This window comes from Prevotella histicola (assembly GCF_055385135.1).
On sequence record NZ_AP043793.1, the window covers coordinates 458,743 to 483,926 of the forward strand.

The 25,184-nt window shown below is 37.7% G+C and carries 19 protein-coding genes; 12 read left to right on the forward strand and 7 right to left on the reverse strand.

Annotated elements, in window-relative coordinates:
* Window positions 1–104 precede the first annotated feature (104 nt).
* Entirely contained in the window at window positions 105–1,679 is a 1,575-nt protein-coding gene (locus ACZ48L_RS01950; RefSeq protein ID WP_025790373.1) for an NAD(P)/FAD-dependent oxidoreductase, read from the reverse strand.
* 143 nt (window positions 1,680–1,822) lie between these two features.
* On the opposite strand from ACZ48L_RS01950, the gene thrA reads away from it, so the two are divergent.
* From thrA to thrC, 3 genes are read left to right on the forward strand one after another with little or no spacing between them, the layout of a single operon-like run.
* Window positions 1,823–4,258: a bifunctional aspartate kinase/homoserine dehydrogenase I gene (gene thrA / locus ACZ48L_RS01955; RefSeq protein WP_025790371.1), complete on the forward strand. Its 2,436-nt coding sequence runs from the start codon at window positions 1,823–1,825 to the stop codon at window positions 4,256–4,258.
* A 5-nt stretch (window positions 4,259–4,263) separates the two neighbouring features.
* Complete coding sequence (locus ACZ48L_RS01960) at window positions 4,264–5,499, forward strand: cofactor-independent phosphoglycerate mutase (protein ID WP_008822559.1); 1,236 nt, start codon at window positions 4,264–4,266, stop codon at window positions 5,497–5,499.
* Window positions 5,496–6,803, forward strand: a complete 1,308-nt coding sequence (gene thrC / locus ACZ48L_RS01965; protein WP_025790369.1) for a threonine synthase — start codon at window positions 5,496–5,498, stop codon at window positions 6,801–6,803. Before ACZ48L_RS01960 ends, thrC begins: the two co-directional genes overlap by 4 nt.
* 281 nt (window positions 6,804–7,084) lie before the next feature.
* On the opposite strand, the gene ACZ48L_RS01970 is transcribed toward thrC, so the two are convergent.
* Entirely contained in the window at window positions 7,085–8,176 is a 1,092-nt protein-coding gene (locus ACZ48L_RS01970) for an FMN-binding protein (protein WP_025790367.1), read from the reverse strand.
* 230 nt (window positions 8,177–8,406) lie between these two features.
* Here ACZ48L_RS01970 and gcvT point away from each other — a divergent pair, with 230 nt between their 5' ends.
* The 8 genes from gcvT to ACZ48L_RS02010 all read left to right on the forward strand — a co-directional run bounded on the left by gcvT (window position 8,407) and on the right by ACZ48L_RS02010 (window position 17,357).
* Window positions 8,407–9,486 carry a glycine cleavage system aminomethyltransferase GcvT gene (gene gcvT, locus ACZ48L_RS01975; protein ID WP_025790366.1) on the forward strand — a complete coding sequence of 360 codons (1,080 nt, stop codon included), beginning with the start codon at window positions 8,407–8,409 and terminating at the stop codon, window positions 9,484–9,486.
* A gap of 140 nt (window positions 9,487–9,626) precedes the next feature.
* Complete coding sequence (gcvH, locus tag ACZ48L_RS01980; protein ID WP_008822563.1) at window positions 9,627–10,007, forward strand: glycine cleavage system protein GcvH; 381 nt, start codon at window positions 9,627–9,629, stop codon at window positions 10,005–10,007.
* Window positions 10,008–10,083: 76 nt separating this feature from the next.
* Window positions 10,084–11,394 carry an aminomethyl-transferring glycine dehydrogenase subunit GcvPA gene (gcvPA, locus tag ACZ48L_RS01985; RefSeq protein ID WP_315362050.1) on the forward strand — a complete coding sequence of 437 codons (1,311 nt, stop codon included), beginning with the start codon at window positions 10,084–10,086 and terminating at the stop codon, window positions 11,392–11,394.
* A 33-nt stretch (window positions 11,395–11,427) separates the two neighbouring features.
* Complete coding sequence (gene gcvPB / locus ACZ48L_RS01990) at window positions 11,428–12,918, forward strand: aminomethyl-transferring glycine dehydrogenase subunit GcvPB (protein WP_008822565.1); 1,491 nt, start codon at window positions 11,428–11,430, stop codon at window positions 12,916–12,918.
* A 21-nt stretch (window positions 12,919–12,939) separates the two neighbouring features.
* A complete protein-coding gene (gene lpdA / locus ACZ48L_RS01995) occupies window positions 12,940–14,301 on the forward strand; it encodes a dihydrolipoyl dehydrogenase (RefSeq protein ID WP_025790364.1) in 1,362 nt (453 codons plus the stop codon).
* A gap of 435 nt (window positions 14,302–14,736) precedes the next feature.
* Window positions 14,737–15,342, forward strand: a complete 606-nt coding sequence (locus tag ACZ48L_RS02000) for a riboflavin synthase (protein WP_008822569.1) — start codon at window positions 14,737–14,739, stop codon at window positions 15,340–15,342.
* 253 nt (window positions 15,343–15,595) lie between these two features.
* On the forward strand, window positions 15,596–16,672 hold the full coding sequence (locus ACZ48L_RS02005) for a sensor histidine kinase (RefSeq protein WP_008822570.1): 1,077 nt from the start codon (window positions 15,596–15,598) through the stop codon (window positions 16,670–16,672).
* Entirely contained in the window at window positions 16,647–17,357 is a 711-nt protein-coding gene (locus ACZ48L_RS02010; protein WP_025790361.1) for a LytR/AlgR family response regulator transcription factor, read from the forward strand. Before ACZ48L_RS02005 ends, ACZ48L_RS02010 begins: the two co-directional genes overlap by 26 nt.
* Window positions 17,358–18,245: 888 nt before the next feature.
* Here the strand turns inward: ACZ48L_RS02010 and ACZ48L_RS02015 are convergent.
* On the reverse strand, window positions 18,246–18,902 hold the full coding sequence (locus ACZ48L_RS02015; protein WP_025790359.1) for an HAD family hydrolase: 657 nt from the start codon (window positions 18,900–18,902) through the stop codon (window positions 18,246–18,248).
* Window positions 18,903–19,061: 159 nt separating this feature from the next.
* On the opposite strand from ACZ48L_RS02015, the gene mltG reads away from it, so the two are divergent.
* Window positions 19,062–20,090 carry an endolytic transglycosylase MltG gene (mltG, locus tag ACZ48L_RS02020; protein ID WP_025790357.1) on the forward strand — a complete coding sequence of 343 codons (1,029 nt, stop codon included), beginning with the start codon at window positions 19,062–19,064 and terminating at the stop codon, window positions 20,088–20,090.
* 95 nt (window positions 20,091–20,185) lie between these two features.
* On the opposite strand, the gene ACZ48L_RS02025 is transcribed toward mltG, so the two are convergent.
* The 4 genes from ACZ48L_RS02025 to ACZ48L_RS02040 all read right to left on the reverse strand — a co-directional run bounded on the left by ACZ48L_RS02025 (window position 20,186) and on the right by ACZ48L_RS02040 (window position 25,152).
* Window positions 20,186–21,448 (reverse strand): Nramp family divalent metal transporter, encoded by a 1,263-nt coding sequence (locus ACZ48L_RS02025; protein WP_025790355.1) that lies wholly within the window; start codon window positions 21,446–21,448, stop codon window positions 20,186–20,188.
* Between the two features lie 307 nt (window positions 21,449–21,755).
* Window positions 21,756–22,178 carry a hypothetical protein gene (locus tag ACZ48L_RS02030; RefSeq protein ID WP_219495794.1) on the reverse strand — a complete coding sequence of 141 codons (423 nt, stop codon included), beginning with the start codon at window positions 22,176–22,178 and terminating at the stop codon, window positions 21,756–21,758.
* A gap of 21 nt (window positions 22,179–22,199) precedes the next feature.
* Complete coding sequence (locus ACZ48L_RS02035) at window positions 22,200–23,747, reverse strand: MBOAT family O-acyltransferase (protein ID WP_025790352.1); 1,548 nt, start codon at window positions 23,745–23,747, stop codon at window positions 22,200–22,202.
* 4 nt (window positions 23,748–23,751) lie between these two features.
* Window positions 23,752–25,152 carry an SGNH/GDSL hydrolase family protein gene (locus tag ACZ48L_RS02040; RefSeq protein ID WP_025790350.1) on the reverse strand — a complete coding sequence of 467 codons (1,401 nt, stop codon included), beginning with the start codon at window positions 25,150–25,152 and terminating at the stop codon, window positions 23,752–23,754.
* Window positions 25,153–25,184: the final 32 nt, after the last annotated feature.

Genomic DNA, 25,184 nt, shown 5'->3' on the forward strand with positions numbered 1-25,184 from the left:
AAATATTTATAATACATCCCAAGAAACTAAAAGAGCATAAATCATAATGAAAGATTAACTCTTTCTTTTAATGCGAGGAGATTATTTCATCCAAGAACTATGTTCTACAGTTGGCGAAGATAGGCTACTGCCATCTCTGCACAACGCTCACCATCTATTCCGGCACTAACAATTCCACCTGCATACCCTGCACCTTCTCCACAAGGGAATAGACCTTGAAGGCGTACATGCATAAGATTTTCAGGATTACGAAGGATACGAATAGGAGAACTTGTACGTGTTTCCGATGCAATCATCACGGCTTCATTTGTTAAAAAACCATGTGCCTGCTTCCCAAAAGTACGGAAAGCTTCTTGTAAACGCTTCGTGATAAAAGAAGGCATCCAGAAGTGAAGAGGACTTGAAATAAGCCCTGGAGCATAACTCGACTTAGGCAAATCATACGACAGGCGTCCATTCACGAAGTCAGCCATACGCTGAGCTGGAGCTGTTTGCTTTCGATTTCCTTGTTGCCAGGTATCACGTTCAAGCTGTTCTTGGTAGTGCATAACACGTAGAATATCATTACCTCCCACATCTTCAGGATTAATTTGAACAACCATACCAGAGTTCGACCATTGTGTTCCACGATTAGCAGGGCTCATACCGTTGGTTACTATTTGCTCTGGCCCTGTAGCAGATGGGATAACAAAACCTCCTGGGCACATACAGAATGAGTAGACACCACGCCCCATAACTTGAGTTACAAAAGAATATTCCGCAGTAGGAAGATACTTTCCTTTACCATTCTTATTATGATACTGAATCTGATCAATTAAAGAAGAGGGGTGTTCAAGACGAACACCTACTGCAATTCCCTTGGGTTCTATTTCTATTTTAGTATCAGCAAGATAACGATAGATGTCACGTGCAGAGTGACCTGTTGCAAGAATAACAGGTCCATAGAACTCGCGTTTTCTATTTTCAAAATTTGACTTTTCAACAGCTTGAACCCCAATAACCTTATCTCTCTCAAGAATTAGAGATATCATCTTTGTTTGAAAGTGTACCTCTCCCCCACACTCAAGAATTCTGTTACGCATATTTTCTATCACCCTTGGAAGTTTATCAGTACCTATATGGGGATGGGCATCTGCCAAAATTGAGGTAGAAGCTCCATGTTGACAAAACACATTCAGAATCTTTTCCACCGAACCACGCTTCTTGCTACGCGTATAAAGTTTCCCATCAGAATAAGCACCAGCTCCACCTTCACCAAAACAATAGTTTGAATCAGGATCAACAGTTTGCATCTTAGTTATCATTGCCATATCCTTCTTACGTTCTCGAACATCTTTACCACGTTCAAGAACAATAGGGCGAAATCCTAACTCTATAAGTCTCAAAGAAGCAAATAATCCACTTGGACCTTCACCAACGACAATAACCTCTGGTTTATCACTCACATTTTGGTACTCAGTCTTTATATAAGCTTCATCTTGCGGAAACTCATTGATGTATATACGAACTTTCAGATTAACATATATATCACGGTGACGTGCATCAACAGAACGTTTCAAAACTCGTATTTGGTTAATCGTTCTTTGATCAATACCCTTCTCTCTTGCAAGGTAATCTTTTATATTATCCTCATTATATCCGACTTGCGGTAATACACGTATCTGATACTCTTCTGTCATTTTGTTTTTACTTTTTGCCACAAATTTAGATAAATATATCGAAAGAACGTTGGTAATTGCAATATTTCTTATTACTTTTGCCTACAAGTTTTGCATTTCCCTAATTGTAAAAGGGATGTAGAATATTAACAAAAACATCAGAAATGAAGGTATTAAAATTTGGAGGAACATCCGTAGGTTCCGTTTCGAGTATTTTAAGTTTAAGAAACATTGTCGAGAAAGAGGCAAAGCGCCAACCGGTCATTGTCGTAGTAAGCGCATTAGGTGGGGTAACCGATCACTTAATTGCCACTTCTCAATTTGCATTAAAAGGGGATGAGTGTTGGCGCGAGGAATATGACAAGATGGTAGATAGACACCATAAGATGATAGATACTATCATTACAGACCCATATGACCGCGAACAACTTTTTAAAACAGTCGATACCCTTTTTGAACAACTCCATTCGATATATTATGGAGTATACTTGATCCATGATCTCAGCCAGAAGACTCAGGACACTATCGTTAGCTATGGGGAACGTCTAAGCTCAAATATTGTTTCTACTCTTATTCGCGGCTCTAAATGGTTTGATGCACGCAAGTTTATTAAAACGGAGGAGAAATTTGGAAAAAGAAGTCTTGATTCTGACTTAACAAACAAATTAGTAGGAAAAACTTTTGCAGAACTCCCACGTATTTCACTCGTCCCTGGGTTTATTGCTCAGGATCGGGACTCTGGTGATATCACTAACTTAGGACGCGGAGGAAGTGATTATACAGCAGCAATCCTTGCAGCATCACTTGATGCAGAAGTTTTAGAGATTTGGACAGATGTTGATGGCTTCATGACTGCTGACCCTCGTGTCATTAAAAGTGCATATACCATCAATGAACTATCTTATATAGAAGCAATGGAGTTGTGTAACTTTGGGGCAAAAGTAGTATACCCTCCAACTATCTATCCAGTATGTGTCAAGAACATTCCTATAAAAGTCAAGAACACTTTTAACCCTGATGGTCAAGGAACAATTATAAAATCGCACATAGAGAACAACCAAAAACCCATTAAAGGTATTTCCTCTATCAAAGACACAACACTCATCACTGTTACAGGACTTTCCATGGTTGGTGTTGTTGGTGTCAATAGAAGAATCTTCACTTCTCTTGCAAATAACGGTATAAGTGTATTCCTTGTATCACAAGCCTCTTCGGAAAACAGCACGTCAATTGGTGTTAAAGACGGAGATGCAGAGAAGGCTGTGAATATACTGAATGAAGAGTTTCAGTTAGAAATTGAGGATGGGCGAATGTTCCCCATGCATAAAGAGAGCGGACTTGCTACAGTTGCAATTGTTGGTGAGAATATGAAACACTCTGCTGGTATTGCAGGTAAACTTTTCGGAACACTTGGTCGTTCTGGGATCAGTGTGATAGCTCTTGCACAGGGATCTTCTGAAACAAACATTTCTTTTGTTGTAAGAGGAGAAGTTTTAAGAAAAGCATTAAACGTACTGCATGATTCATTCTTCTTATCAGAATATAAAGTATTAAACCTCTTTATTTGTGGAGTCGGTACTGTTGGAGGTAAACTAATTGAGCAAATTAAAAGTCAATATGACGAGTTGAAGCAACATTCTCATTTAAAATTGAATGTTGTCGGTATAGCTTCTTCGCACAATGCAATCTTTAATCGTGACGGCATAGATCTCGATAATTACCATGAGTTATTAAAGACAAGTGAAGAATCTAATCCTGAACAACTTCGAGACAAGATCCTTGGGATGAATATTTTTAACTCTGTCTTTGTTGACTGTACAGCCTCTAAGGAGGTAGCAGCACTCTATCTATCCTTTTTACAGCATAACATATCCGTAATCGCAGCAAACAAAATTGCAGCATCGAGTTCATATGATAATTATGAGCTGTTGAAGCAGACGGCACTTCAGCGCGGGGTTAAGTTCCGATTTGAAACAAATGTAGGAGCTGGATTACCTATTATTGGTACTATAAATGATTTACGAAACTCGGGAGATAAGATTCTTAAGATAGAAGCAGTCTTATCAGGAACACTTAACTTTATCTTCAATGAGATTTCTAATGATGTCCCGTTCTCTGAAACAGTTTTGAGAGCAAAGCAACAAGGATATAGTGAGCCAGACCCACGTATAGACCTTAGCGGTACAGATGTTATCCGTAAACTCGTTATTCTTACACGAGAAGCTGGATATAAGGTTGATCAAGAGGATGTTGAAAAACATCTTTTTGTACCTGAAGACTACTTTCAATGCTCTGAGGAAGAATTTTGGAAACACTTACCAAATCTAGATAGAGAGTTTGAAAAACAGAGAAAGAGACTTGCAAAAGAAAATAAACGTTGGCGCTTTGTAGCAACTATGGACCACGGGAAAACAACTGTTGCATTGAAAGAAGTTGACGCAATGCATCCTTTCTATAATCTCGAAGGCTCTAACAATATTGTTCTCCTTACTACCGAACGGTATAAAGAATATCCAATGCAAATCCAAGGTTATGGTGCAGGTGCTTCCGTTACAGCAGCTGGAGTATTTGCGAACATCATGAGTATTGCCAATATTTAAAGATTATGAAACATATTATTATACTTGGTGATGGTATGGCAGACCATCCAGTTGAGCGACTTGGAGGCAAAACATTACTTCAGTATGCAGATACACCTTATATGGATTTACTTGCACGTAAAGGGAAAACGGGAAGATTAATGACAATCCCTGATGGCTTCCACCCAGGGAGTGAAGTTGCCAATACATCTATCCTTGGCTATGATCTTAATAAGGTATATGAAGGAAGAGGACCATTAGAAGCTGCTTCCATTGGCTATAACATGTCTCCCGAAGACTTAGCCCTAAGATGTAATTTAATTACACTTTCTGATGGAATTATTAAAAATCATCACGGAGGACATCTTACTACTGAAGAAGGGACTACACTTATCAAGTATCTCAATGAGAAACTTGGTAATGAATATATTCAGTTTATACCAGGAATACAATATCGTCATCTTCTTATTATCAAAGGAGGAAGTAAGCATATTATCTGCGCACCACCTCACGACCATCCAAATGAGGCATGGAAACCGTTACTTATAAAAGCAGAAAATGAGAATAAAGAAGATGGCAGATTATCTCCACAAGAGACAGCTAATCTTCTTAACGAACTGATCATCAAGAGTCAGGAACTATTAACAGCACATCCTTTCAACCTGCAACGAAAAGATAAACAGAATGATATTGCAAACTCGATTTGGCCTTGGGGAGGTGGGTATCGTCCACAAATGAGGACTCTCTCAGAGATGTTCCCACAGATACACTCTGGCTCTGTAATATCTGCTGTTGACCTCATACGTGGCATTGGATATTATGCAGGGTTAGAAATCATAAAGGTAAAAGGAGCTACTGGACTTGCCAATACAAACTATGAAGGGAAAGTTGAAGCTGCACTTAAACAACTGCGTGAAAAAGATTTCGTTTTTCTCCATATTGAAGCAAGTGATGAAGCAGGACATGATGGTGATCTTCAACTAAAACTCCAGACAATAGAAAATCTCGATCATCGTGCCGTTGAACCTATATATAATGAGGTAAAAAAATGGGATGAACCTGTATGTATTGCTGTCCTCCCCGACCACCCCACTCCTGTTGAGATTCGAACACACGTCAAAGAACCTGTACCATTTCTTATCTGGCATCCAGGAATAACTCCTGATAATGTCACACAGTATGATGAGACATCATGTGTAAGAGGAGAATATGGTCTGATATATTTACAAGAATTTATGCACTCATTAATGGAAATCAAATGAAATACTATTCTACGAATCATACTGCTCTAGAGGCATCACTTGAGAAAGCTGTCATCAAAGGATTAGCTGAAGATCGTGGATTATATATGCCTAGTAGGCTAGAGAAACTTTCACCAACGTTTTTTGAGCAAATAGAAGATTTGTCTTTCCAAGAAATCGCCTACAATATTGCAAATGTATTCTTTGGAGAAGATGTCGCTCCCGAAACCCTAAAAAAGATTGTCTATGACACCCTTTCGTTTGACACACCTTTAAAGAAGATAGACAGGAATATCTATGCTTTAGAACTCTTTCACGGCCCTACCCTTGCCTTTAAAGATGTTGGGGCGCGTTTTATGGCCCGACTTCTGCAATACGAGATTCATAAAGAACGTAAAACTGGCGATGTTAACGTGCTTGTTGCAACATCAGGAGATACCGGATCAGCTGTCGCAAATGGCTTTCTAGGAGTTGAAGGGATTAACGTCTTTGTACTTTACCCAAAGGGAAAGGTAAGTAAGATTCAGGAATGCCAATTCACGACCCTTGGAAAAAACATCACAGCCCTGGAGATAGACGGGACTTTTGATGATTGTCAACGACTGGTAAAATCAGCTTTCATGGATGTCGAACTTAACAATCACATGCGTCTTACAAGTGCTAACAGTATCAATATCGCGCGTTTTCTTCCACAAGCATTTTATTACTTTCACGCCTATGCACAGCTAAAGCGTATAGGGATTATTGAACCACCAGTATTCAGTGTACCCAGTGGAAACTTTGGGAATATTACTGCAGGTATTTTTGGACATAGAATGGGACTACCTGTTAAACGCTTCATTGCAGCAAATAATGCCAATGATGTTTTCTTCAAATACCTACAGACCGGTAAGTACGAGCCCAAGCCTTCCCTTCAAACCCTAGCTAATGCAATGGATGTTGGCGCCCCAAGTAATTTTGCACGTATAATTGACCTATACAAAGGTTCTTGGGATGCTATTCGAATAGACGTATCTGGTGCGAGTTACAATGATGCTGCTATTCGTCAAATTATGCAAACATGTTATGCACAAGTTGGATATATCCTTGACCCTCATGGTGCTTGTGGGTATCGTGCTCTCAAAGAACAACTGCACGATGGTGAAACTGGTATTTTCCTTGAGACAGCACATCCCGCGAAATTTAAAGATAAAGTGGATGAAATACTATCTACTGACATCAAAATACCAGAACGTCTGCAGGCTTTCATGTCCGGTAAAAGACAGTCCATTCGTCTCTCAGCAGACTATGAAGCGTTAAAAGAATTATTAATGCGCAAAAGTTAATTGAGAGCTTTCTTCGTAAAGGAAAGAAAACTAGTGTCTTATTCTAGACTAAAAGATACAATATTTTAAGTAAGAGAACATCTTTAGAAAGCCTATAAAAGTTTATACAAACAACATAAGACTATTATGAACAAAGTCTTATGTTGTTTTTCATATGTTTATTTTATTTGTGTTTACCAACAACACGATAGGAGCTTACCAACAACACAGAGCGTGTTAACTAACAACACTATTGGTGCTAATCAACGTCACCATTATAAGAGTAAACCTTTCTACAGACATTATATCAACTTCTTAACAGAAGTCGTTGATGATAGCTTAAAGAAACTACCCATCGGACAAACAAAACGGCAATATGGTCGAGGAACAAAAAAGGACAAAAGAATAAATACTACTGCCATCATCATTACAATCCATGTAGCAGATTGGAAGATAAATGCTACAAAGAGTTCATAGTCCATCCATTGAAACCAAACTCCTGAAATCATCAAAATCATTAGAACCCAAAAGAGAATCTTTCGGAAATGGTCGAGATATTGTGCCGTCCTCTTACTCATTTTCCACTTCTTGTGATTCACCATCCCAGCTAATTCCTGTACAGCCCCAAATGGACAGACATTAGTACAATAATAATTCTTCTTGCCAAAGAGTGGATATATGAAAGCTGTAATAAGCATAATGATAGGAACTAAAGATATCCATACATTAATCCCACCAGACATGTACCCAACAATTACAGACCAAGAGATAAATGTGCCGCCCCAAAGACCTAGAACAACAAAATTCAATAAGAGCTGAAACACACGATAACGCTTATCCTTTACGAACAGAGGAATCATTGCAGCCATAAATACAACTAGCAAGCCAACAAGTGTCTTTGTGCGAAGATCCATCTTATCAAATAAAGAAGTCTCTTGTGCATTCTTGGCAGCATAGCGCAAGCCAACTTGCATATTTCCAATAATACCACGCGAAGAAAAGGTTGCACCACTTACTCCATCAACCTTTATCTTCAAAGCCTCATCAAGAGTTTTCCCATTCCAACGCGTCAATAATTGGCTCGCTTCTTGGAAAAATTCTGGAGTTTCTGAATTATGAAGAGCTTTAACCTCTAAAATCTTCCCATTTTTTATATATATATCCAAAGGGACTGCACCACCAAACCCTTTTATATCCTTGGCGAGATAGCTAGTGTTAATGATAATAGTACCATCTTCCAAAGTTCTCAGCGTATCTATCTTATTTGTATTTCCAGTCTTTTCCCCCTTGAACACACTATTTCCCAAAAGCTTCCCGTCACGTTGTACAGCTACAACTGCAACAACTGATAAGCAAGCAAGCAAAATAATTATCTGTTGTAATCTCTTTACCATCTTCTATCATTTATCTAAGAGATGCAAAAATAATAATAAAACAACAAATAATCATATTGTCAAACAGTTATAATTGATTTTGGATGCACTTTAAATAAATTAACATCATTTCGTTTTGTGCTTTCAGTTCTTTTTTTTATATTTGCATGCAAAGTAAGGAAAAGAAACCGAATCTATAACAGAATTATTCTTTACCAAGAGAGAAGAACAACTTAAAACCTAAACAGAATATGACAAACAAAAGAACATGTCTTTATGACAAACACGTAGCACTAGGTGCACTTATCACACCATTTGCAGGCTTTGACATGCCAATTCAATACACTGGGATTATTGAAGAACATAATGCAGTAAGAGAGAATTGTGGAGTTTTTGACGTATCACACATGGGAGAAGTCCTCGTTTCTGGCCATGATGCAGATCGATTCATCAATCATATCTTTACGAATGACGTAACAGGACTCCCTGCAGGAAAAGTTCTTTACGGCATGTTATGCTATCCCGATGGAGGAGTTGTTGACGATACTTGTATTTGTAAACTTGATGATCAACTCTACCTTATGACCATCAATGCATCAAATATAGATAAGGATGTTGCATGGATTGAACAAAATGCGGAAGGATTTGATGTTGTCATAGAACATAAGAGCGATGCATATGGACAGCTTGCTATACAAGGACCGGAAGCAGAAAAGACTATAGAAGAAGTTCTTGGCCTTGCATGCAAAGACTTAAAATTCTACGAAGTAAAATGCATTGGTGATGTCATCATCTCTCGTACAGGATATACAGGCGAAGATGGATTTGAGGTATATGGCACTCCTGAATACATTGTTAAAGCTTGGGATAAACTCATTGCTGCTGGTGTTACTCCTTGCGGATTAGGATGTAGAGATACTCTACGCTTCGAAGTAGGATTACCACTTTACGGAGACGAATTGTCTGACAAGATAACCCCTGTTATGGCAGGTCTATCTATGTTCGTTAAGTTCGATAAAGAGGAATTTATCGGAAAAGAAGCCTTGTTACGTCAAAAGACAGAAGGAGTTACTCAACGTTTGAGAGGAATAGAGCTAGATGAAAATGCTATTCCACGTCATGGATATAAGGTGCTCAAAGATGGCAAAGAAGTAGGTGAAGTTACAACTGGTTACCACCTCATCTCGGCAGACAAGAGTTGTGCAGTAGCATTGGTTGATGCTTCTATTCAGATGGGAGACAGACTCGAAATACAGATTCGAAAGAAGACTTTCCCTGGAACTGTAGTAAAGAAGAAATTCTACGAAAAGCATTATAAGAAAAATAATTAGGCTGTTTTAATTAGATAATGTCGAGTATTTCATTTATTATACTGATTGAAATCAAAAGACATTTATTCTATTTAATTTCTTAAGCCTTATAGATCAACATTACAACCTAAGATTAAACAAAAATTTAAACTAAGAATATTATGACAAAAGTTATTGAAGGACTCTACTATTCAGAGTCACATGAGTACGTAAAGGTAGCTGGGAACGTAGGCTATATCGGTATTACAGATTATGCACAGCATGCTTTAGGCACAATTGTTTATGTAGACATGCCAGACGTAGATGATGATGTGGAAATGGATGAAGACTTCGGTGCTATCGAAAGCGTAAAAGCTGCATCTGACCTTAAGTCTCCTGTATCAGGAAAGGTATTAGAAGTAAATGAAGCTTTAGAAGATGACCCAGGATTACTAAACAAAGATGCTTTTGAAAACTGGATTATCAAAGTAGAACTTACTGATACTTCTGAGCTGAAAGATCTTATGGATGCCAAGGCTTACGAAGAATTCTGTGCAGAATAAAACCATCCTAATTTTCAGAGCTTCTTAGGTTTGACCTAAGAAGCTTTACTACTATAACCTAAACACCTAAACAACAATGAATCATAAGTTCTTACCCCATACACCTGAGGATATTCAGCAGATGCTTAAACGCATCGGCATAAATTCTCTCGAGGATCTATATGCTGAAGTTCCAGAGAGTATACGTCTGAAAAAAGATTATGACATTCCTGAAGATATGAGTGAGTTAGAGATACGTGCTTTCTTTGACAAACTTGGACAGAAAAATGATGTCTTAACTTGTTTTGCAGGCGGAGGTGTATATGACCATTATGCTCCTAGCATCATTTCTAATCTTCTGAGTCGCTCAGAATTCCTTACCTCTTATACTCCTTATCAAGCAGAGATCTCACAAGGCACCCTCCATTATATTTTTGAATTCCAGAGTATGATGGCAGAACTTACAGGTCTTGACATTGCCAATGCCTCAATGTATGAGGGAACAACAGCTACAGCCGAAGCAATGATGGTTGCTTTTGATAACGCCAAAAAGGCTGACACTGTACTTTACTCTGAGGCATTAAACGAGAATATCATTGGTGTCTTAAAAACATATGCTCACTTTCATGGCATTAAACTGAAAGGTATAAAGACAGAAAACGGTGCAACATCTCATAACGATTTGAAGCGACATATAGATAAAGGAGGCGTAGCTGGTGTTATAGTTCAACAGCCTAACCGAAATGGTATAATTGAAGATTTTACGGGTTTTGCTGAGGACTGCCACGAAAAAAAAGCTCTGTTTATTATTAATGGTATTGCTTCTGACTTAGCATTATTGAAGACTCCTGGAGAATGGGGAGCTGATATTGCTGTTGGAGACCTACAAAGCCTTGGAATCCCAATGTCCTTCGGTGGTCCTTATGCAGGATATATGTGTGCAACTGAAAAACTGATGAGAAAACTTCCTGGCCGAATAGTAGGAAAAACAAAAGATAGTCGAGGACAACGGGTGTTTGCACTTACACTTCAAGCACGTGAGCAACATATTCGTAGACAAAAGGCAACGTCTAATATTTGTTCAAACCAAAGTCTCATGGCTCTCTATGTAACTATATATATGAGTCTCATGGGCAAAGAGGGAATGAAAGAAGCTGCACAGATAAGCTATGATGGAGCACATTATCTCTGCGATCAGTTAATAGGCACAGGGAAAGCAAAGCTTGTTTATGACAAGCCGTTTTTCAATGAATTCCTCGTTCAGGTCCAGAATCGTGATGCTTTCTTTGACAAAGCCATTAAGAAAGGTATCCTTCCTGGCATTAAGATTGACGATGACAAACTTCTCATCGCTGTTACGGAAAAACGTACGAAAGAAGAAGTTGATATGCTTGTCGGATTATTATAAGTCTTCTTACAATCTTTCTAAAACTACAAAACAATGAACAACAAATTATATGGCAATCTAATATTTGAATTGTCACACCCTGGAAGACGTGCTTACAGTCTTCCCGAAAACCACTTCGGAAGCCATCCTCTACCAGCTGCTATTAAGAGAGAGAATGACGCTGAACTACCAGAATGTGATGAAATGACAGTCGTTCGTCATTATACAAATCATAGTGAAAACAACTTCGGAGTTGACAATGGTTTTTACCCACTAGGTTCATGTACTATGAAATATAACCCTGTCATCAATGAAGAAATAGCTTCTTTAAAGACTTTTACTAGCCTTCATCCTCTTCAACCTATTGATACTGTACAGGGTGCATTGGAAGTTGAATACAACATACAACGCGCTCTTGCATCAATTACTGGGATGGCAGATGTTACTCTAAATCCTTATGCTGGTGCTCATGGTGAATTAACAGGTTTAATGATTATCAGTTCTTACCACCAGCATCGAGGCGATACAAAACGCACGAAGGTTATCGTTCCAGACTCAGCACATGGTACAAACCCAGCTTCTGCAGCTGTATGTGGTTTGGAAGTCGTAGAAGTAAAGAGTACTCCCGATGGACTTGTTGATGTAAATGATCTAAAGCCTCTATTGGGAGATGATATTGCTGGTATCATGATGACAAATCCTAACACTCTGGGACTTTTTGAGAAAGATATTCTTGAAATAGCAAAACTTGTACACGATTGTGGAGGGCTACTTTATTATGATGGTGCAAACCTCAATCCTCTTCTTGGTGCAGCACGTCCTGGTGACATGGGGTTTGATGTTATCCATCTTAATCTTCACAAAACATTCTCAACACCTCATGGAGGAGGTGGTCCAGGATCTGGTCCAGTAGGAGTATGCGAGAAGTTAATACCTTTCCTACCCAAACCTCATGTATATAAAACTAAAGAAGGTTTTAGCGTAGAGAATCCAAATTTAACAGAAGAATATTCTACTGCAAACAATCGCGTAAGTGGCTATCATGGCAACTTCCTTGTAAGCCTTCGTGCATACACCTATATACTCACATTAGGTAAAAATCATATTAAGGAAGTAGGTCCACTTGCAACATTGAATGCCAATTATATCAAGGAATGTTTGAAAAATGATTACGAACTTCCTATTGATTGCTTATGCAAACATGAATTTGTATTTGATGGCTTGAAAGATAAAAGTACTGGCGTTACTACTATGGATGTAGCTAAACGTTTACTTGATTATGGTTACCATGCACCAACTATCTATTTCCCTCTACTCTTCCATGAGGCAATGATGATTGAACCAACTGAGAGTGAAAGCAAAGATACGATTGATGGATTCATTAAAACAATGCATATTATTGCTAAGGAAGCTCGTGATACACCAGAGCTTGTAAAGGAGGCTCCTCATAATACTCCTATTGGCCGTGTAGACGACGTGCTTGCAGCAAAGCATCCTATTCTCACATATCGACAACTAATCAATGATATGTCGGAAGAAGCATAAACTAAAGATATGAGGTAAACAATGGAAAAAACAGATTTATTGATAATAGGTTCGGGGCCAGGAGGCTACCGAACCGCCTCCTATGCTTCCCAAAATGGGTTAAAAGTAACTATTATAGAGAAGCATTATCCTGGTGGGACTTGCCTAAACGCTGGATGTATACCTACAAAATGCCTTGCACATGATGCCGAACTACGGCTGACAACTTCACATGTCTGTAACACAATTCCACCTCTTGACTTTACGAAAGTAATGGAAAGAAAAGAGGGAGTAATTACCCAACTTAGAGAAGGAGTAAATGCTTTGCTTACTCAACCAGGAATTACATTCATCAAAGGAGAAGCACATTTCATATCTGACCATATTATTGAAGTAAATGGTAAACAAATAGAAGCCAAGAATATAATCATTGCTTCTGGGTCTCGCTCTAAAACTCCCCCCTTCTTAAAAGAAGAAGATATAACAAAGCAAAAAGTAGGTGAACAAAAGATAGTCACATCAACTGAGATACTATCTATAAACAAAATTCCTCGAAGACTATCTATTATTGGAGCGGGAGTAATCGGAATGGAGTTTGCATCAGCATTCTCTGCTTTCGGAAGCGAGGTTACCGTCATAGAATTTATGAAGGAGTGTCTCCCACCTATTGATAGCGATATTGCCAAGAGACTTAGGAAGTCTCTTGAAAAAAGAGGCGTCACATTCTATATGCAAAGTGCAGTTAGCCGAATAGACCTATGTGAGGAGAATAAAGAGGCCGTCAAGCTCATCTTTAAAAGGAAAGATAAGGAAGAGACTATTGAGACTGATTTAGTACTAATTGCAACAGGTAGACAAGCCAACGTTGAAAACTTAGGATTAGACGCAACTGGTATAGAATATAGCCCTAAAGGTATTAATGTAAACGACGACATGGAAACAAATATAAAAGGAGTATATGCAATCGGTGATGTAAATGCTCGTCAGATGCTGGCTCACGCTGCTACTTTCCAAGGATTCCGTGCCGTAAATCACATCTTAGGAAAGAAGGATTTTATACGATTTGATATCATGCCAGCTGCAATTTTCACTTATCCAGAGGCAGCATGTGTAGGTAAGACAGAAGATCAATGTAAGAATGATGGGATCAATTATTCTACTCGCAAAGGCTTCTATCGCTCAAATGGGAAGGCACTTAGCATGGACGAAACAGAAGGAATGATAAAAATCCTCATAAGAGAAGATGGCCTACTTCTTGGTGCACATGCTTATGGTGCACATGCTGCAGACCTCATTCAGGAACTTTCGGCTTTAATGAATCGTGAAGCAAGAATTGATGAAATACGTGACATTATACATATTCATCCAACATTGAGTGAAATTTTACAAGATGCCCTCTTATAAATAGATATCTTTAAGTTCTATCCATTCATAGCAAGTAAAGCATTTTTAAACATGAAATGTTTGGAGGATAAAGATCTTTATACTAACTTTGCAGCAAGAAAGGATACAGATCTTAGTCGTATCGATTCGATCGGGATAGTCATCAAATAAAATTAGAAAACCCGGGATGACTTCTTTTGTCAATGGCGGGCCACATAAAACGCATTATGCGACTAAGCCGCAAGGCCAGTGGATTACAAAGGCGAAGAGCTCTCTTATCATTGATACTCGGACTTTTCATCACATCGTCGATACGACTTTCTATTTTTCCCTCTTCAGAAAGGGAATTTAGGGTGAGGTTCCAGGAGGAATTCTCACCTTTTTCTATAGACAACACTAAGTTTTAAAGCCAGTCTATCACATAAAGATAGGCTATTAAAAGAAAGGATTCAAACTATGTTCTCAGGAATAGTAGAAGAAATGGCTACGCTTATTAATATTGAACACGAACAGGAAAACATCCACCTCACACTCAGGTGTTCGTTTACTGATGAATTAAAAATCGATCAAAGTATTGCCCATAATGGTGTCTGCTTAACGATTGTCCGCTTAAAGGACGAAACCTACACCGTAACAGCCATGAAAGAAACACTCGAACGTTCTAATCTTGGATCTCTAAAGATCGGTGATCATATTAATATAGAACGATCAATGACTATGAACGGGCGATTAGATGGACATATTGTGCAGGGACATGTTGACCAAACTGCAAAATGCGTAAACATAGAAGATGCAGATGGTAGCACTTACTTTACATTCGAATATCCATTCAATAGCCAATTAGCACAAAGAGGATATTTTACTGTAGACAAAGGTTCTGTTACCGTAAATGGAGTCTCACTTACTGTATGTGAACCGACAAATAATAGTTTTAAAGTTGCAATAATACCATATACAAAAGAAAACACTAACTTTGCAGATATAGAGATCGACTCAATTGTAAATATTGAGTTTGATATACTTGGCAAGTACATTGCAAGACTTAACACCTTCACAAAATAATCGCAAGCAATCTGGTTTGTCAAAATTACAAACAACTTATATTTACGTAAAAAGGGTATGTCCAACGGCATATCCTTTTTACATAAAAGCCCCTTACAATATAAAAATTAGTTAATTACACGACTTTTGTATATATTTTTATATGGGTGGATGTAAAAAAAACTCACATAAGCTCTCAATAAATTTTATTTTACAGAAACTTTTATTACCTTTGTTTGCGGATTATCAATATAATGCAAACTAAGAGTAATAAATGAGGAAACAAGTTTATACATCAAAATTCTTTTGGAGCCAAATTATCGTTTGGTTACCACTTTTCCTCATACCTATAATGTATGGGGTACCTCACATCTCTTGGAAGGATAATCTATCACAATACATCATTCCCCTCTCGATGATGATAGTTGTCTACTTGAATTATTTTGTACTAGCTCCAATGCTATTGAAAGGATGTAAGAAAGAATTTTGGTGCTACAATGCATTTATCATTCTTTTATTATCCATTGGACAACACGAGTGGCTTTATTATGTAGGTTTGGAAAGATATTTCGTAACATATCCTTACCGTATACTTTCACAAGAACAAAGAGGCGGATTATATGCACAGCTATTCTTCGTTTTACGCAATGTATTGAACCTAAGTATTTGTGCAGGAGTAGCAACTTCTGTCTTGATGGCAAGACGATTATCAAAGGCAGAAGAAGAAAAGAAAGAGGCAGAAATAGCAATGTCAAAAGCAGAATTGGTGAATTTACGTCAACAGGTGAATCCCCATTTCCTCCTTAATACATTGAATAATATCTATGCTCTTACGGCATTTAATACAGAAAAAGCCCAAAAAGCAATTATTGATTTGTCCAAGATGCTTCGGCATATTCTATATGATTACCAACAGCCTTATGTGAACTTAAAAGAAGAAATTGAATTCCTACGGAACTACATAGCACTGATGATGATTAGGTTACCTGCAAATGTGGATATTAAGCGTGAATGTAATATTCCAGACCCATGTAAGATTTATGTAGCCCCTATGATTTTCATTTCACTTCTTGAAAATGCTTTTAAGCATGGTATCAATCCTGGGCAAAAGAACTTTATTCACATTAAATTAGAAGCTACAAACGAGCAAATTATATTTTCAATAGAAAACAGTTGCTCTCCAAAAGAAAGGTTAAGGAATACGGGACACGGAATAGGTCTTAACCAAGTAGAACGTCGATTGGAGTTAGCCTATCCTGGCAAATATAAATGGGAAAAGAAATTTGATAATAATCAAAATATATATTCATCTAAAATAATTATCTATGACACTAAACTGCATAATAATTGATGACGAGCCTTTAGCTGCAGACTTACTTGCCAGCTATGCCAAGAAAACGCTCTTTCTTAATTTGATTGGTGTATACAATAGCGCTATAGAAGGTATTAAGGCTATTCGAGAAAATAGAATTGATCTTATTTTCTTAGATGTTCAGATGCCTGAACTTAGCGGGTTGGAGTTTGCTAAGATACTTCTAAAAGAGACGAAGATTATTTTCACAACAGCTTTTAGCCAATATGCTGTTGAGGGCTATAAGGCTAACGCTTTGGATTACCTCCTAAAGCCAATTAGCTACGATGATTTCCTTGACGCATCAAACAGAGCTTTAGACTGGTTCAAGAGTATTCGCCATTCTGAAGATGCCGCTAATGATCGTTTTATTTTTGTCAAAAGCGAGTATAAACTAGTTAAAATAATGTTCGACGACATACTTTATATAGAAGGACTGAAAGACTATGTGAAAATTTATCTGACTGATGATCGCAAGCCAATTATGAGTCTAATGAACATGAAAAAGATAGAAGAATCCTTACCTAAGCCAGAATTCATGCGTATTCACCGCTCCTATATTGTACATATGAAAAAAGTTGATGGTATAGATAGATTCCGTATTGTAGTAGGAGATTCAATCCTCCCTATTTCAGATAGCTATAAAGCCATACTTCAAGATTATCTTGATGGGCATACCTTATAAGGAACTCTCTGACCTTTTTATATATATGAAAAAGCATAAATCTCCTGCTACTTTCACTAAATGGGAAAGTAAATGAGGTTTATGCTTTGCCATTTTAAACAAAACTACAGCTAACCCTTATAATAACTTTTATAAACTTGGTTTCAATAAATAACCCATAACTTGATGTATAGAGGTAGGTGTAAGCATATGAAGTATACAACTATCCCATTGTTTATGCCAACATAAGAGAATAGAAGCCTGAACAATGCTTTCCTATCTCTGCATTAAAGATCGTTAGCTTTGCTTTTTTATAAGCAAGCATATATACTATGATTATACGTAAAAACATAAAAAAGAAAGAAGAAGGATATATACAACTAATAGTAAAACAAACTTACATAAACAAGAAGACTAAAAAGAACCAAGAGGAAGATAAGGGTCTTAATACGACTTTGTAATGTACACATAATCAGGTAGTTATAAATAGACTTGCAAAAGGGCGCCTTTTACTATGTAAAAGAGCACCTTTTACCACTCAAAAGGGCACCTTTTGCAATGCAAAAGGTGCCCTTTTGGAATACAAAAAGTGCTCTATTTGAAGAAGACAGCGAATTAATTTTACACGAGTAAGAAAGTTCTCTATCTAGCCTCATGTAGTTTGCTCCGAATCAAAGGTTCCCTTTTGCGATAAAGGAATATCTTTTTTTGTTCACCCCCAAAAGAGCTTTAAGACTATAAAAAGGATATATATCTATTACATAGCACATCCTATTGGGCATCAAAACTGCAAAAATATCAAACCTCTTTCCTGTCAACCTTACTCCTATGGCAGTTTTTAATTATAATAATCAAGCTATTCCTAGGTATGGAATATACGACTCGTACAAAACGAACAGCTTCTCTCCCCTATTGATTGAACTTTACATTAAGAATATCCAAAGGATGCTCTATTAAATTATTTGCGCCATGCTCTATCAAGAACTCTTTATCCCTGAACCCCCAGAGAACACTAAGGCAGGGTAACCCGCTATTCTTTGCAGTCATAATATCAACGTCGCTGTCACCAATATATACAGCCCCTTCTTTGTCAGCACCTAATTGGCGGAGTGCTTCCAACACCGTATCAGGTGCAGGCTTCTTGCGTATATTTTCTCTTTCTCCTATTGCAACCTCTATAGTTTCAGGGAAAAAATGTTTTGCTAACTCCTGCGTTGCTTCATAAAACTTATTACTGACAATAGCCAAACGCTTTCCACGCTGCTTTAAAATATTCAGCATCTCAGGGATTCCTTCGTATGGACGAGTCGTATCAAGGTTATGTTTTAAATAATGTTCTCTGAATTTAGCGTATGTTTCATCAAACCGAGGATTATCTACCCCACCAGGAATTGCCCGTTCCATAAGCAATTTTACCCCATTACCAACAAACATTCGAACTTCCTCCACAGTTCTCTCCGGCATCCCAGCCCAATGAAGAGCATAATTAGTACTCATTGCCAAATCATTCAAAGAGTTAAGCAATGTGCCATCTAAATCAAAGATGTATGTTTCAAAATCTTTCATTATCCTTCTCTTTTTACGAAGCAAAATTACTCAATAATAAAGATAAAAGGATATGTTTTCTCTTAAATTTAGAAAAAGAACACATCAAAACACTAGTATTGCTATATTTTTATCTGATAAAATTGTAACTTTGCACTATTAAAATATAAAATAAGAATAATGGCAAAAAAGACAAATACTAGTTCAGGAAAGCGATTAATCATAGCAATAGTATGCGTGATTCTTGCTGGTGCGACTTATTTTCTATTCTTTTCAGGAATGTCACGCACAGGAAAGGAACAATACATCTTCATTGATAACAATGACAATATAGATTCTGTATATGCGAAACTTCAACCTCTGTCAACATCTCAAGGGTTTTGGGTTTTCAAACAATTAGCAAAAATAACTGATTATGCCGATAACATTCGTACAGGTAGGTTTGCAGTCGGTTCAGCAGGTTCTCTCCAAACTTTTCGTCACATAAAGAATGGACTTCAAGCCCCAGTCTCTCTCACTATAAGATCTGTCAGAACTTTAGATGACCTTGCAAGCGACATCAGTGAGAAGATGATGTTTTCACGTAGTGAACTTCTTTCTCGGTTAACATCAAAAGATGACTGCAAGAAATATGGATTTACACCAGAAACTATTCCTGCAATGTTTATTCCGAACACATATGATTTCTATTGGGATACGTCTGTAGATAAGTTTCTTGATAAGATGCATAAAGAATACAATAAGTTCTGGACCTTTGAACGGAAGCAGAAAGCTAAAACCGCAGGGCTGTCCGAAGTCGAGGTTATAACATTAGCAAGCATCGTTGACGAAGAGACAGATAATGAGGCTGAGATGCCGAAGGTTGCAGGAATGTATATCAACCGACTTCATCTCAATATGCCGCTACAGGCGGACCCAACAATAAAATTTGCCACCAGAAACTTTACTGCACATCGCATCTATCAGAAGTGGCTTACTGTAGACAGTCCGTATAATACATATAAATATCGTGGGCTTCCTCCTGGTCCAATACGCATACCATCTATTGCAGCTATCAATGCCGTACTAAATTATGTGCACCATGATTATATTTATATGTGCGCAAAAGAAGACTTCAGCGGTACACATAACTTTGCAAAGACATACGAAGAACATCAAGTTAATGCTGCAAAATATGCCAAGGCTCTTAATGAGCATGGTATCAACTAAGTACGGCTATATTATTAAAGAGAATATAAGAAAACATTTAGGGGAGCTAAACAAAATGTTTAGCTCCCCTAAATGTTTTACTTTATGTCAACTTATCAAGAGAAACTCTCTATCAATAGCCATATATTAAGAAAGGTAACAATGCCTGCAAGTGAATAAAGAAACATCATATTAGCCTTGCTATTAGCATACTTTCCCATGACACGCTTGGAAGAGGTAAGCCCCACTTGAAGAAAAACGGTAAATGGAAGTTGTACTGATAAGAACATTTGTGAGATTATAAGCCCCTTAAAAGGATCTCCAATAAAGAAGATGATCAAGAGCGCAATACCTAAAGATAAAACAATTCCTACAATGGAGTGCGTATCCTTAGCATTGTATGATTCACCGAACAAACCAGAGAAAATACTACCAGCAGCCATCCCACTTGTTATCGTACTTGATATACCAGCCAACAATAAGGCTATAGCAAAGATATTAGCTGCATTATTACCCAACAGAGGTTGTAACATAGCTTGTGCTTGGGAGAGCTCTTCTACATGCTGATTATGCGCAAAAAAAGTAGTCGCAGCTAAAAGAATCATAGCAGAATTTATAGCCCACCCCACTATCATTGAGAATAAAGTATCTATAAACTCATACTTCAGCATGTGTTGGATACGCTCATCACCTTCCAGATGTATCTCTCTACTTTGGACAATCTCTGAATGAAGGAAGAGATTATGAGGCATAACAACAGCTCCCAATACACTCATGATTATCAATAAAGAGCCTTGTGGAACAGTTGGGACAAAGGCGCCTTCAATAGCAGAAGGCCAATGAACATCTACTAAAAATAACTCATAGATAAACGAAAGCCCTATCATTGATACGAAACCTATAATAGCGCGCTCCATTTTCTTATAGCTATTCGTAAATAACATAATGAGAACTGCTACCGTAGTCAACACAGAACCAGTTGGAATACTAATACCAAATAACATCTGTAAGGCAATAGCTCCTCCTAATATCTCTGCAAGTGAGGTGGATATACTTGCTAGGATAGCACTTATAATAATAGGGCGTCCTATCCACTTAGGAGCATATTTCACTGCTGCCTCACTCAAACAGAGACCAGTAACAATGCCCAAATGTGCAACATTATGCTGCAGTGCAATCAGCATAATCGTTGAAAGCGTAACAACCCATAATAGAGTATAACCATATTCTGAGCCCGCAGCAAAGTTACTAGCCCAGTTCCCTGGATCTATAAAGCCTACGGTCACTAATAAACCTGGTCCAATATACTTGAAAATGTCTAAAGCACCCAACACATGTGGATGATCTTTACGTTTAAGTTCTTTTAGAATATTCTTCATACACATCTTAATTTCCTACAAAGATACAATAACAATACGAGAACGAGGAATAGATAACAGTGTTAACTATAAATTTCATTATTTATGAGTAGACACAAACAAAATACTCAACTGTAGGAGAACCTTTTTTAATGACCCTAAATTAAAAGCCTCACATAACAGCATTATCTAAGACCGAGAGATTGTATCCTTATTCTAAAAGCTCATTTCTATCTTGTAATAGTATATAAAGCGATTACAGTAAGCCAATACTTGTTCTTGCGCTTTATTATAAATTATCATTAGTTTGCTTGATTGGACTTACATCTCATTCTATCTCTTCAAAGAGCTTACTATCTAAATCTTTAATGTTCTCAAAAGGAATCTTCTCCCCAGAAGAAAGAATAATTCTCTTGCGTTCCATCTGTATATCCTTCAATTGAGCTGTGACAGTAAGATACTTTCCACCAGCCTTTCGCTTGTCAGGCTCAAAGTATGTAACTACTACATCTGGTGAGATTTCCAAAAAACCTTGTAAAATGGATAGCTTCCTATCCAATAGATCTTTTCTATCTTCCATTAAGTCTTCCTTTGGTTCGGTATAACGCTCTACCTCAGCAAGAACTTCCTTAAGTCCCTTAACCGCCATAAAAGGCATAAACTGAGCAGCACGTTTGTAAAGACTCATCTGCGGACGATTCTTAGAAACGTGATGTGGGAGATTAATTATATCATCATAGTTATCCTCCATGTTGCCTTTATATAGCTTATACTAAAATTGGAAATATATAAAAGGTTGGATATCTGAGCTCTTAACTTGCATAATAATAAAGATAACAATGGTAATTGCTATAGCAGACAATAAGACACCACCCTTTTGCAATACGTTCACACAATGTCTTTGCCAACTATCAGGAATCCAATGTGTCAATAAGGCGAATGCCATCAGCAGAAAAACATACTTATAACCTACGAAGACATCAGGCAAAACGGAAGGATTAAACTTTGTGAACATTTGCTTAATCATAACTCCAACGCCTTCAAAATCCTTGCAACGGAAGAGAAGCCATGTAAAACAAAGAACATGGAACGTTATAAATACAGAAAAGAAGCGTCGTAAACCCGTAGGATGATAATGCTTGTCATGCTTCATCACAGTTTGTGACCAGAACTTATGCAAACAGACCAAAGCCCCATGTAATACCCCCCATACAATAAAATTTAATGAAGCACCATGCCATAAGCCACAAGCTGTCATGGCTATCATCTGGTTGAGATACATATGTAATGTACCTTTTCTGTTCCCACCTAAAGAGATATATACATAATCACGAATCCATGTAGAAAGAGAAATGTGCCAACGACGCCAAAAGTCCGTCATGGAATCAGCTGTTAATGGAGCATTAAAGTTCATCGGAATCTTGAATCCTAATAGCAAGGCAATGCCAATAGCCATATCAGAATAACCAGAGAAATCACAATAAATTTGAATGCAATAGCCATAAAGTCCTAAAAGAACTTCACCACCAGAGAAGAGTGTAGGATTGTCAAAGATACGATCAACGAAGTTTTGTGAAATGTAATCGGATATAACTGCTTTCTTAAATAAGCCTGTGATAATAAAGAATACACCCCATGCGAACATCTCTCGACTAATATGTAACGGCTTTCGTATTTGTGGTCCAAAATCTGTTGCACGAGTAATAGGTCCCGCTAAGAGTGTTGGGAAGAAACTTACATAGAATGCATAATCCAGCAACTTATCCATTGGCTGTATCTTTCCGCGATAGACATCAACAACATAGGAAATAGTTTTAAATGTATAGAAACTTATTCCTACTGGTAAGAAGATATCCCATGGTTGGAAATTGTTGCCTATCATCTGTGCAACCATTCCTACAAAGAAGTTGGTATACTTAAAGTAAGCCAGCAAACCCAAATCTATTAACAGGCTCAGTGCTAGCCACAACTTTGCATATTGCCTATTAGCAATACGCTTAGCAATATAAAAATCGCTGACAGTGACTATGAATAATAAGAAGAAATAGAAGCCACTACTCTTATAAAAGAAGTAATAAGAAAAAAGTGTTATAAACAACAGGCGCTTATCAACCTTATTACGCAGGCAGTAATAGCCAATCATAAACAACAGGAAAATAAACAGAAAAGCACCTGAGGAGAACAATAATGGCTCACGCTGATTATACAATAAGATGTCGCCAATCTTACTAAAGTTGAGTGAACCTATATATACTCCTATCTCTTGGAAAAAGGATCCAAGAGTAAAAAGTATTTGATCAAGAAAATTACCTATATTCATCTCATTATTTATTTATTAACTTTGCACGGCGTGCGTAGTTTTTCTGCCCTGCAACGATTGATTTAAAGATACGTTGACTGACATATTTTCCTCCTTTATAGTTGATATGTACGTAATCTTTTGTACCCATATCCTGCTCGTCAACAATACGCATCATGGTGCCAGCACCACCCATTGATCTAAAAAGATTATAAAAGCCTACATGACAATTAGCAGCAAGCTGTTCTTGATAGCCGACAAGCATTTCAACTCCCTTCATTGTTCCATCAGGAGAAGTCTTTGAGCCACGATCAGGACTGCTGACAATCAAAATACTTGATTCAGGAAAACACCTGCGGAAAAGCTCGACAACCAACTTCATATCTGAAATGTATTTCTTAAGCCGTTCGGGTGTCGTTTCTGCATCAATAGCATTGACTCCAAACTGAAAGACAATAAGATCGTATGGACGAATCTTCGCAAATTGCTTTAACATTCCCTCGGGTAGTTTGGCTAGAGTCTTACCACTTGAGCCACGCATACTAAAATTATCAAGAACAATACCACTTCTTCCCTCTTGAGATGTTCCAAAAAGGATTGTATTCACACCTGTTACTTTGATGTTTGCATGAGATGTCAGACCATCTATCTTAGCTACCTGCACTTCATTTGATGGAGAAACCAGCTCCGTAAAGGTCTTTCCACCATCTATTTGGAAGTTAACGTTTGCGCCACCTTTAGTCCGCAGATACAAATAAGTACATTCCCACTTATCTGTATGCAAATATTCATGTAACTTAAAAGGAGCATACATCATTGTAGCTTGTCCCCCCATCGTATAATAACGCTCAGCTATACCGGCCTGATTTACATCATAACTTGCAGGTTTCTTAACCATGTGTTCTGTAAGGCCCGTAAATTTATTGTCAACAGTATGCTTGTATTGATCAAGATCATTACCTGCATCTATCCAACCAACGCCACATCCCCCATATTGGCGCTGTAAGTCCTCACGTAAGTCAGCAAGCAATATATCACCTTCAATAAACGAATCTCCAAAATAAGCAATACGAACAGGGCCACCCGTCTGCTTCTTTTCAGCTAAAGAAGTAAGTTGTGCATAGAAATGATCTAGCCCCCCAGCTTTACCTGCAGCATAATCAATGATACGCTCAGTTCCCTTTGGCCACTCCTCTTTAAAGTTGATAGTATTCCCATTCTTATCTAATGTAAGAATAGCTGAAGGCTCTTTGGGAGTTGGAATAATACTCTTCAATTCCTTCTTCTCCCTTGCTAAGTCACTTAAAATATCTACTTCTCTCAACTCAACACCTCCTATTTTTATTGTAGGAAGGAAATGAAGAAGGAAAAGAAAAAAGACAACTAACACTGTCAATGACAGTGGTTTATAGATATTATCATTCATCTTGATAAAAATTCTCTAACCTTTCGTTAACC